Source organism: Streptomyces sp. NPDC005811, assembly GCF_040630405.1.
Lineage (GTDB): Bacteria > Actinomycetota > Actinomycetes > Streptomycetales > Streptomycetaceae > Streptomyces.
The window spans coordinates 91,855-101,082 of the sequence record NZ_JBEXXK010000026.1 but is presented as its reverse complement, the minus strand read 5'-3'; the positions used below and the strand labels follow the sequence as shown (position 1 = coordinate 101,082).

At 72.7% G+C, this 9,228-nt stretch carries 10 protein-coding genes; 8 read left to right on the top strand and 2 right to left on the bottom strand.

Annotated features, from left to right (window positions below):
* The first annotated feature begins 797 nt into the window (after window positions 1-797).
* On the top strand, window positions 798-1,628 hold the full coding sequence (locus ABZ490_RS27180; protein WP_358995025.1) for a hypothetical protein: 831 nt from the start codon (window positions 798-800) through the stop codon (window positions 1,626-1,628).
* Entirely contained in the window at window positions 1,625-2,848 is a 1,224-nt protein-coding gene (mycP, locus tag ABZ490_RS27175) for a type VII secretion-associated serine protease mycosin (protein ID WP_358995022.1), read from the top strand. Before ABZ490_RS27180 ends, mycP begins: the two co-directional genes overlap by 4 nt.
* Window positions 2,849-2,864: 16 nt before the next feature.
* Here mycP and ABZ490_RS27170 read toward each other — a convergent pair whose 3' ends face one another.
* The gene (locus ABZ490_RS27170) at window positions 2,865-3,854 is read right to left on the bottom strand and encodes a serine hydrolase (protein WP_358995020.1); all 990 of its coding nucleotides are present in this window, start codon (window positions 3,852-3,854) and stop codon (window positions 2,865-2,867) included.
* Between the two features lie 150 nt (window positions 3,855-4,004).
* On the opposite strand from ABZ490_RS27170, the gene ABZ490_RS27165 reads away from it, so the two are divergent.
* Entirely contained in the window at window positions 4,005-4,736 is a 732-nt protein-coding gene (locus tag ABZ490_RS27165) for an SseB family protein (RefSeq protein WP_358995017.1), read from the top strand.
* A 33-nt stretch (window positions 4,737-4,769) separates the two neighbouring features.
* On the opposite strand, the gene ABZ490_RS27160 is transcribed toward ABZ490_RS27165, so the two are convergent.
* Window positions 4,770-5,144 (bottom strand): DUF1844 domain-containing protein, encoded by a 375-nt coding sequence (locus tag ABZ490_RS27160; protein ID WP_358995014.1) that lies wholly within the window; start codon window positions 5,142-5,144, stop codon window positions 4,770-4,772.
* 398 nt (window positions 5,145-5,542) lie between these two features.
* Here ABZ490_RS27160 and infC point away from each other — a divergent pair, with 398 nt between their 5' ends.
* From infC to ABZ490_RS27135, 5 genes are all read left to right on the top strand, one after another.
* Window positions 5,543-6,214, top strand: coding sequence for a translation initiation factor IF-3 (gene infC / locus ABZ490_RS27155; protein WP_358995170.1), 672 nt, complete (start codon window positions 5,543-5,545; stop codon window positions 6,212-6,214).
* 111 nt (window positions 6,215-6,325) lie between these two features.
* Window positions 6,326-6,520 (top strand): 50S ribosomal protein L35, encoded by a 195-nt coding sequence (rpmI, locus tag ABZ490_RS27150; RefSeq protein WP_004933563.1) that lies wholly within the window; start codon window positions 6,326-6,328, stop codon window positions 6,518-6,520.
* 95 nt (window positions 6,521-6,615) lie between these two features.
* Entirely contained in the window at window positions 6,616-6,999 is a 384-nt protein-coding gene (gene rplT / locus ABZ490_RS27145) for a 50S ribosomal protein L20 (protein ID WP_358995009.1), read from the top strand.
* A 197-nt stretch (window positions 7,000-7,196) separates the two neighbouring features.
* Window positions 7,197-8,048, top strand: a complete 852-nt coding sequence (locus ABZ490_RS27140) for an RNA methyltransferase (RefSeq protein WP_358995006.1) — start codon at window positions 7,197-7,199, stop codon at window positions 8,046-8,048.
* A gap of 55 nt (window positions 8,049-8,103) precedes the next feature.
* On the top strand, window positions 8,104-9,219 hold the full coding sequence (locus ABZ490_RS27135) for an ATP-binding protein (protein WP_358995003.1): 1,116 nt from the start codon (window positions 8,104-8,106) through the stop codon (window positions 9,217-9,219).
* The last annotated feature ends 9 nt before the right edge of the window (window positions 9,220-9,228 follow it).

The following is a 9,228-nucleotide window of genomic DNA, read 5'->3' as shown; positions in this document are numbered from 1 at the left end:
GTGTTTCCGGCCGCTCCGCTTCCGTTTCGGGGGCTTCGGGCCGTCCTGCGTCAGGTTCGAGTGCCTCTGGCCGCCCTGCCCCGGCCACGGGCGTTCGCGGCGGTCCCGGGTCCGCGTCCGCCCCGGGTGTCTCCGGCCGCCCGACCCCGCCGGCTACGGGTGTTCCCGGCGGTCCCGCTTCGGGCCCGGGTGTTTCCGGCCGCTCCGCTTCCGTTTCGGGGGCTTCGGGCCGTCCTGCGTCAGGTTCGAGTGCCTCTGGCCGCCCTGCCCCGGCCACGGGCGTTCCCGGCGGGCCTGGGTCCGCGTCCGCCCCGGGTGTCTCCGGCCGCCCCGCGTCCCCGACGGGAGCTCCCGGCCGTCCCGCCGCCGGCTCAGGCGCCACGGGAGCCCCGAGCCGTCCCGCTTCCGAGCCGGGGGTTCCTGGTCGGCCTGCGGGCGGGTCGAGCGTGCCGGGCCGGTCTTCGGGTGCGTCGAGCGATTCCGGTCGTTCCTCGGGTGAGGTGCGCGGTCCCGGTCGTTCCGCTGGCGAGTCGGATGCCTCCTCCAGGCGTCCCTCCGTCTTCGGTGAGTTCGGAGACGGAGGGACGGGCGCCTCCTCCGGTCGGCCTCCCGCCGCACCGAACACGCCCCCGCGCCCCACCGTCGCGCCGGACCCGTTCGCCGCGCGCTCCGCCGAGCAGCCGGGGCCCACCACCCGCCCCACCCCCGCACGCCCCACCACCCCACCCGTCACCCCCGCCGAGCCGCCCCTCGCAGCTGGTGTCTCGCCGGATCCCGCTCTCTCCTGGAGCGCTCCCATGGCTCCGGGGAAGGCACCCGGTGCCACCCGGCCCGTGGTGACCTTCGCGCGGCCCGAGGGGATCGGGGAAGCCGGGCGGCGCGGGCGCGTTCTCGTGGCCGCCGCCTGCGTCGTCCTCGGGCTGGGGCTCATCGGCGGTGCCGTCACCGGGAGTTGGCTCATCGGGGACGCGGAGGGAAGCGGCGCGCGGGACACGTACGCCGCCGCCGGCGGGCTGTGGCACAACGTTCCCGTCGACGACCTCTTCCCGGTCACCATCGACGGCCAGGGCGCCGGCCCCGGCGGAGCCGACCGCACCTGGACCCGGATCGCCGTCGCCCCGGACAGCGGCTGCGCCGACGCCTTCGACCCGCTGCTGCGCCAGGCCCTCACCCCGGTCGGCTGCCAGCGGCTCCTGCGCGCCACCTACACCGACGCCACCCAGAGCTACGTCACCACCGTCGGCCTGCTCTTCACCACCGCCGACGCGGCCACCATGCGCGCCCTCGACACCCGCTTCGACAAGGAAGGCCTGGCCCGCCGCACCGACCTGATGCCGAAGCCGTACGCAGCGAAGGGCACCGCCGCCGCCTCCTTCGGCGACAAGCAGCGCGCCTCGTGGACGGTCTCCGTCCTCACCGACGCCCCCGTCGTCGTCTACGCCGTCTCCGGCTGGGCCGACGGCCGTACCGTCGACAGCCCCGAGCCGGCCGCCCAGGCCACCGCCTCCGGCTCCACCACGGCCCCCGCCCAGGCCGGCCTCGGCAACGAGGCCCGGGGCCTCGCCGACCGTATCGAGCGGAGCCTGCGCAAGACCGCCGTCACGCCGCCCTCGGAGCAGCCCTCATGAGCCGCCGCAGCCCGCGCAGCCGTCGTACCCGCAGGGCCGGGCTGCTCTGCTGCCTGCTCGCCGGTTCCGTCGCCCTGCTGCCCGCCGCCCCCGCGTACGCCGACGGCATCCGCGCCCAGCAGTGGGCCCTCGACGCCATGCACACCCAGGAGGCCTGGCAGACCACCAAGGGCAAGGGCATCACCGTCGCCGTCCTGGACACCGGCGTGGAGGCCGACCACCCCGACCTGGAGGGCAACGTCCTCGAAGGCAAGGACATGGTCGGCTTCGGCGCCAAGGAGGGCGAGCGGCCCTGGGCCCGGCACGGCACCGCCATGGCCGGCATCATCGCCGGTCACGGGCACGGCTACGGCGACGAGGACGGGGTCATGGGCATCGCGCCCGAGGCCAGGATCCTCCCGGTCCGCGTGATCCTGGAGGATGACGACCCCCAGCGCACCAAGGCCCGCAACAGCCGCGGCAACGCCCTCGCCGAGGGCATCCGCTGGGCCGCCGACCAGGGCGCCGACGTCATCAACCTCTCCCTCGGCGACGACTCCGCCTCCGCCCACCCGGAACCGGCCGAGGACGAGGCCGTGCAGTACGCCCTGAAGAAGGGGGTGGTCGTCGTCGCCTCGGCCGGCAACGGCGGGGACAAGGGTGACCACATCTCCTACCCGGCGGCCTACCCGGGCGTGATCGTCGCGACCGCCGTCGACCGCTACGGCACCCGCGCCGCGTTCTCCACCCGCCGGTGGTACGCCACCGTCGCCGCCCCCGGCCAGAAGGTCGTCATCGCCGACCCCGACCACAAGTACTACGAGGGCTGGGGGACCAGCGCGGCCTCCGCCTTCGTCTCGGGCGCGGTCGCGCTCATCAAGGCCGCCCACCCCGGGCTCACCCCGGCGCAGATCAAGACGCTCCTGGAGGACACCGCCCGCAACCCCCCGGCCGACGGCCGTGACGACTCCCGTGGCTTCGGCTTCATCGACCCCGCCGCCGCGATCCGCGCCGCCGCCGACCTCGAGCCGGAAGGCCTGAAGTCCGCCTCCTACGGCAAGAAGTACTTCGGCGCGGGCCCCGACGCCGCCCGCGCCGACGACGACTCCTCCAGCTGGGCCGCCCCGCTCGCGGGAGGGGCCGGAGTGGTGCTCCTGCTCGGCGCGGTCGTCCTGTGGCGCGGCCGCCGCGAACCGGACGGCTTCGGGACCTACGAGTCGTACGAGACTTACGACGTGTGAGAGGCGTCCGGGTCGGCTAGTCCGTGGCCGTCGTCGTCGCCGACGCCGTGTCGTCCGCGAACGCCGACACCGCCGCCTTCGCCGCCGTCTCCACCAGCGAGATGCCCTTCGCCTGCGTCGCGTTGCCCTTCGACAGCACCGCCACCAGGTACGTGCGCCCGCCGGACGACACCCGTCCGATGCTGTTGATGTCCCACAGCCCGGTGGTGCTGCGGGCCAGCCAGCCGTTCTTCAGCGCCCAGGACGAGCCGTCGGCCGCCGCCGAGACACCCCAGTGCTGGTCCGTCGCGATCTGCTGCATCAGGCCCTGCATGTACGCCTGCGACGCCTCGCTCAGCTCCGAGTCGTCCCCGAAGACCTGCCGGAGCAGCCGGAGCTGGTCGGCGGCCGTGGTCTGGGTCAGCCCCCACAGCATGTCGTCGCCACCGTCGGTGTTCGTGAGCCCGAACCGCTCGTTCGCCGCGTCCAGGCCCTCCGCCTTGCCGATGATCCGCCACAGCTCCGAGGCCGAGGTGTTGTCGCTGTTCTCGATCATCGCGGTGGCGTACGTCTTCTCGGTCGTCGTGAGATCCCGGCCCGCGTCCTGCGCCTGGAGCAGCAGGGTGGCCAGGATGTCCACCTTCACGATGCTGGCCGTGTCGAACGCGGCGGAGCCGTAGGTGGCGCTGTCCCCGGAGTCCACGTCCAGCACCGCCACGGACACCTTCGCGTCCGCCGGCACGGTCACCGCGTCCATCGCCTCGGCGAGCAGCGCGTCGTGGTCCACCTCGGGTGCCGCCACCGACTCCACCGTCACGCCTCCGTCCGCCGACCCCGACGCGGACGCCGACGGCTCCGCGGAGGACGACGATACGGCCCCCTCGCCGGAGTGCGCCTGTGCCTTCACATAGACGGTGCCGCCCGCGGTGGCGCCGAGGACGGCCACCGTGGCGAGCGCCGTGTAGAGGAGGGGGCGACGCCGGGACGGGCGGGCGCGGCGGCCGTTGCGGGCTCTGCGAGACTCCATGCCCGTGATGGTGGTGGCGCCGACTGTGCGGGCCGTTAGACGTACGTAAGAGGTACGTCAGCGAAGGCTGAGAATCCTGTGAAAGCCGTCTCGCTCGCGTTTCGGGCCCCGCACAAGCCCAGCAGCATCCCCCCGATAAGGTCGGTGACCGTGGCGAACAAGAACATTCCCGACCCCGGTTACTCCGACGACGACGGCTCCGCCGACCCCCGGCTGAGCGCGGCGCTCGCCGCGTGGGCCGAGGACCGCACCGCCGTCGGCCCCGTCCTGGAGGCGCTCGAGGGCACCCGGCTGCTCGTCCCGGTGGTGGCCGTGCTCGGTGAGGTCGAGGAGGACGAGAACGGGCTGCGCCGCGAGAAGACCAGCGACATGGCCGTCCCCACCCTGAAGGCCGGCGGCCGCACCGCCCTGCCCGCCTTCACCTCCACCGACTCCCTCGCCCGCTGGGACCCGGCGGCCCGCCCCGTCGCCGTACCCCTGCACCAGGCGCTGCGGGCCGCCGCGCACGAGAAGGCGGACACCGTGGTGCTCGATCTGGCGGGGCCGGTGGCGTTCGAACTGACGGGGCCGGCGCTGCGGGCGCTCGCGGAGGGCCGTACGACGACCGATCCGCTCGCCGATCCGGCCGTACGGGAAGCGGTGCGCGCGGCGGTGGCCGCCGAGCCGGACGTCGTCCGGGCGCACCTCGGTCCGGGGCAGGCGGACGGCACCCTGGCCCTGGTCCTCGACCCGGCGGCCGCGCCCGCCGATGCCGCCCGCGCGGTGGCCGGCCGGCTGGCCGCCGACGAGACGCTGAGGGCCCGCCTGGTGCGGGGTCTCGACCTGGCACTGCTGCCGGCCGGGACCACCCCTCCGGGCGAGCCCCTGTACGTACGCGGTTGAGCGGTTGGGCGACTGAACGGATGAGCCCGCGGACTAGCCGTAGACGGGTCCGGTGTACTTCTCACCCGGCCCCTGACCCGGCTCGTCCGGGACGATCGACGCCTCGCGGAACGCCAGCTGGAGCGACTTCAGGCCGTCGCGCAGCGGGGCCGCGTGGAAGGAGCTGATCTCGGTCGCGCTCGCGTCGAGCAGTCCGGCGAGGGCCGTGACCAGCTTGCGGGCCTCGTCCAAGTCCTTGTACGTGTCGCCCTCCTCGGTCAGACCGAGCTTCACGGCGGCCGCGCTCATCAGGTTGACGGCGACCGTCACGATCACCTCGACGGCCGGGACCTCGGCGATGTCGCGGGTCATCTCGTCGAAGTCGGTGGAGGCGGGGTCCGGGGAGCCGGCGGGGGAGGTCTCACTCATGCCCCACACGATAGGCGCAGGCCGCCCGGACCCCCGTACCGAGGCTCGATTCGCCGTTCCCGGCACGGGCTGGTAATCTCGATTAACGACCGGTCGGACACGCGTGCCACCCAGCAGGCGGGCCCGGCCCACAAGTGGAGGCTCCGAACTCCCACCCGACCGCCCCTCAGGGACGGCGGGTCACCCCGGTCAGGCGGCCGCCATCGTTCCGTACGGACGATGGAGTCGCCCGGTAGTGCGCCCCGCGATCCCCGCGACGGTGCTCCGGTAGTGCTTGGAGCCCCCGCATGTGATCGTTCGGGGCATTTTTTGTGCTTCGGCGTGGTTATAGGTCTAACGACACAAGACGTTACGCGGCCGTCCGCCAGACCGTCGCGTGGTGCTATCGAGGAGGATCCATCAGCGCCGAGCCCCGCATCAACGACCGGATTCGCGTTCCCGAGGTGCGACTTGTCGGTCCCAGTGGCGAGCAGGTGGGCATCGTCCCCCTGGCCAAGGCACTGGAGCTTGCGCAGGAGTACGACCTGGACCTGGTCGAGGTCGCGGCGAACGCCCGCCCGCCGGTCTGCAAGCTCATGGACTACGGGAAGTTCAAGTACGAGTCGGCCATGAAGGCCCGTGAGGCGCGCAAGAACCAGGCGCACACGGTCATCAAGGAGATGAAGCTCCGGCCGAAGATCGACCCGCACGACTACGACACCAAGAAGGGTCACGTCGTCCGGTTCCTCAAGCAGGGCGACAAGGTCAAGATCACGATCATGTTCCGTGGTCGCGAGCAGTCCCGGCCCGAGCTGGGCTACCGACTGCTGCAGCGTCTCGCGGAGGACGTCCAGGAGCTCGGGTTCGTCGAGTCGAACCCCAAGCAGGACGGCCGAAACATGATCATGGTCCTCGGTCCGCACAAGAAGAAGACCGAGGCGATGGCCGAGGCGCGTCAGGCGCAGGAAGCCCGCAAGGCAGAAGCGAAGGCCAACCCCGGCCGCTCGCAGAACCCCGCGGACGCCGAGTACACCGACGCCGAGGTCACCGAGACCGCCGAGGCCCCTGCCGAGGCTTCCGCCGAGGCGTGATCCGAGGGACGTACGTCCCCTGGATGCAACCCACACAGCAGCGACGCTCCACCCAGTGCCCGGTTTCACGACCGGGCACCGGAGCGCCACCGACGAGGAGAGAACGGCGCTATGCCGAAGAACAAGTCGCACAGCGGTGCCAGCAAGCGCTTCAAGGTCACCGGCTCCGGCAAGGTGCTCCGTGAGCGCGCCGGCAAGCGCCACCTGCTCGAGCACAAGTCGTCCCGCGTGACGCGTCGCCTCACCGGCAACGCCGAGATGGCCCCGGGCGACGCCGCGAAGATCAAGAAGCTTCTCGGCAAGTGAGGCCGGGCGCCCAGCGCCTGACCCTCGCACACCGGGACCCAATCGATTCCGGGCCGTGTGACGACACCCACGGCCCCGCTACAAGGAGTTAACAAGTGGCACGCGTCAAGCGGGCAGTCAACGCCCACAAGAAGCGCCGGGCGATCCTCGAGGCGGCCTCCGGCTACCGCGGTCAGCGTTCGCGCCTGTACCGCAAGGCCAAGGAGCAGGTCACCCACTCGCTGGTCTACAACTACAACGACCGCAAGAAGCGCAAGGGCGACTTCCGTCAGCTGTGGATCCAGCGCATCAACGCCGCTGCCCGCGCCAACGGCATCACGTACAACCGCTTCATCCAGGGTCTGAAGGCCGCGAACGTCGAGGTCGACCGCAAGATCCTGGCCGAGCTCGCCGTGAACGACATCAACGCGTTCGCCGCGCTCGTCGAGGTCGCGCAGAAGGCGCTGCCGTCGGACGTCAACGCGCCGAAGGCCGCGTGACGCTGCGCTCGCTCTGAGCCGACGTGATCGAAGGACCCGCAGGTTCCATCCTGCGGGTCCTTTGCTGCTGACGCTCGCCGAGGCCGCCGTTCGGGTGCGGGCCGGTCCGTGGCCGGTCGCGCCCACGCGGCGGAGCCGCACATCGGTAGAGTCCCGCGCCCCTTGAAACCACCGAGCTTCCGAAGGTGAACCAGAACATGCCCCCCGCCAGCCCCGAGCCGATCTCCCCCCGCTCTCCCCGTGTGGCCGCCGCGCGGCGGCTCGGGCGGCGGAACTTCCGGGGGAAGGATCGGCTGTTCCTCGCGGAGGGGCCGCAGGCCGTGCGGGAGGCGGCGGGGTACGGCGAGGGGACGCTGGTCGAGCTGTTCGTCACCGTCGAGGCCGCGGAGCGGTACGCCGACATCGTGGGGGAGGCCCGCGCCGCCGGCGCCCGCGTCCACCTCGCCGACGAGCAGGTCATCGCCGACATCTCCACGACCGTCACCCCGCAGGGGCTGGTCGGTGTCTGCCGGTTCGTCGACACGCCGTTCGAGGAGATCCTCGCCGCCCGCCCGAAGCTCGTCGCCGTCCTCGCGCACGTGCGCGACCCCGGCAACGCCGGCACCGTCCTGCGCTGCGCCGACGCCGCCGGCGCCGAGGCCGTCGTCCTGACCGACGCCTCCGTCGACCTGTACAACCCCAAGGCCGTCCGGGCCTCCGTCGGGTCGCTGTTCCATCTGCCCGTCGCCGTCGGCGTCCCCGTGGAGCGGGCCGTGGCCGGGCTGAAGGAGGCCGGGGTGCGGATCCTCGCCGCCGACGGGGCGGGCCGGGACGACCTCGACGACGAGCTCGACAAGGGCACCATGGGCGGCCCCACCGCCTGGGTGTTCGGCAACGAGGCCTGGGGGCTCCCCGAGGAGACCCGCGCCCTCGCCGACGCCGTCGTCCGCGTCCCGATCCACGGAAAGGCCGAGAGCCTGAACCTGGCGACCGCCGCGGCCGTATGTCTCTACGCATCGGCCCGTGCACAGCGCGCCTCCGGAGGGTGCCGCTCCGTCACCGAGAGCTAGTAGGGTGACGGGCTCGGGGAGCCTCTTCCGGAGGGATGGGAGATGAGGTACGGGGATGAGTGTCGGCACGAGCAGCGCACCGGGAGCGGCCCGCCCTGCCGGTGACCTGGCCGAACTCGGCATCGACCCCGACGATCTGCCCGACGGGCTGGTCGTCGCCGACGAGCACGGCCGGGTGATCTGCTTCAACGCCGCCGCCGCCCGCATCACCGCCGTGGCGCCCGAGGAGGCCCTCGGACAGCGGCTGGAGAAGGCCCTGCCGTTAGAGGACCTCGAAGGCCGCCGCTGGTGGCAGCTCACCGACCCCTACGGGGGGCTCGCCATCCGGACCGGCCAGCCCGAGCGCAACCTCCTGCTGCCCGGCGGCCGCGAGGTGCTCGTCACCGCCCGGTACGTCCGCACCGCACCCACCGGACCCGTCCGCCGGGTCGTCGTCTCCGTGCGGGACACCGAGGCCCGCCGCCGCACCGAGCGCAGCCACGCCGAGCTGATCGCCACCGTCGCCCACGAACTGCGCTCCCCCCTGACCTCCGTCAAGGGCTTCACCGCCACCCTCCTCGCCAAATGGGCCCGCTTCACCGACGACCAGAAGCGGCTGATGCTGGAGACGGTGGACGCCGACGCCGACCGCGTCACGCGGCTCATCGCCGAACTGCTCGACATCTCGCGGATCGACTCCGGGCGGCTGGAGGTGAGGCGCCAGCCCGTCGACATAGGCGCCGCCGTCGGACGGCACATCCAGGCCTACGTCGCCGCCGGGCAGCCCGCCGACCGCTTCCTGCTCCGTATCGAGCAGCCGCTGCCCGCCCTGTGGGCCGACCCCGACAAGGTCGACCAGGTCCTCAGCAACCTCCTCGAAAATGCGGTGCGCCACGGCGAGGGAACCGTCACGATTGACGTCACGCCCGCCGCGTCCCCCCGGGAAGGGGAGGACACCGGCACGTCGGTCACCGTGAGCGACGAGGGTGCCGGCATCCCGGAGGAGTCCATGAACCGCGTCTTCACCCGCTTCTGGCGGGGCAGCAAGCGCGGCGGCACAGGCCTCGGGCTGTACATCGTCAAGGGCATCGTCGAAGCCCACGGCGGCACCATCACGGTCGGCCGCGCCCCCGACGGCGGCGCCGAGTTCCGATTTACGTTGCCCGTGGGCGCCCCGGCGTATCTCGCCTGACGGCCCGCG

Coding starts and splice junctions, on each gene's coding strand:
- ABZ490_RS27180 (WP_358995025.1), top strand. CDS start 798: ATGGCTCCGGGGAAGGCACCCGGTGCCACCCGGCCCGTGGTGACCTTC.
- mycP (WP_358995022.1), top strand. CDS start 1,625: ATGAGCCGCCGCAGCCCGCGCAGCCGTCGTACCCGCAGGGCCGGGCTG.
- ABZ490_RS27170 (WP_358995020.1), bottom strand. CDS start 3,854: ATGGAGTCTCGCAGAGCCCGCAACGGCCGCCGCGCCCGCCCGTCCCGG.
- ABZ490_RS27160 (WP_358995014.1), bottom strand. CDS start 5,144: ATGAGTGAGACCTCCCCCGCCGGCTCCCCGGACCCCGCCTCCACCGAC.
- rpmI (WP_004933563.1), top strand. CDS start 6,326: ATGCCGAAGAACAAGTCGCACAGCGGTGCCAGCAAGCGCTTCAAGGTC.
- ABZ490_RS27140 (WP_358995006.1), top strand. CDS start 7,197: ATGCCCCCCGCCAGCCCCGAGCCGATCTCCCCCCGCTCTCCCCGTGTG.
- ABZ490_RS27135 (WP_358995003.1), top strand. CDS start 8,104: ATGAGTGTCGGCACGAGCAGCGCACCGGGAGCGGCCCGCCCTGCCGGT.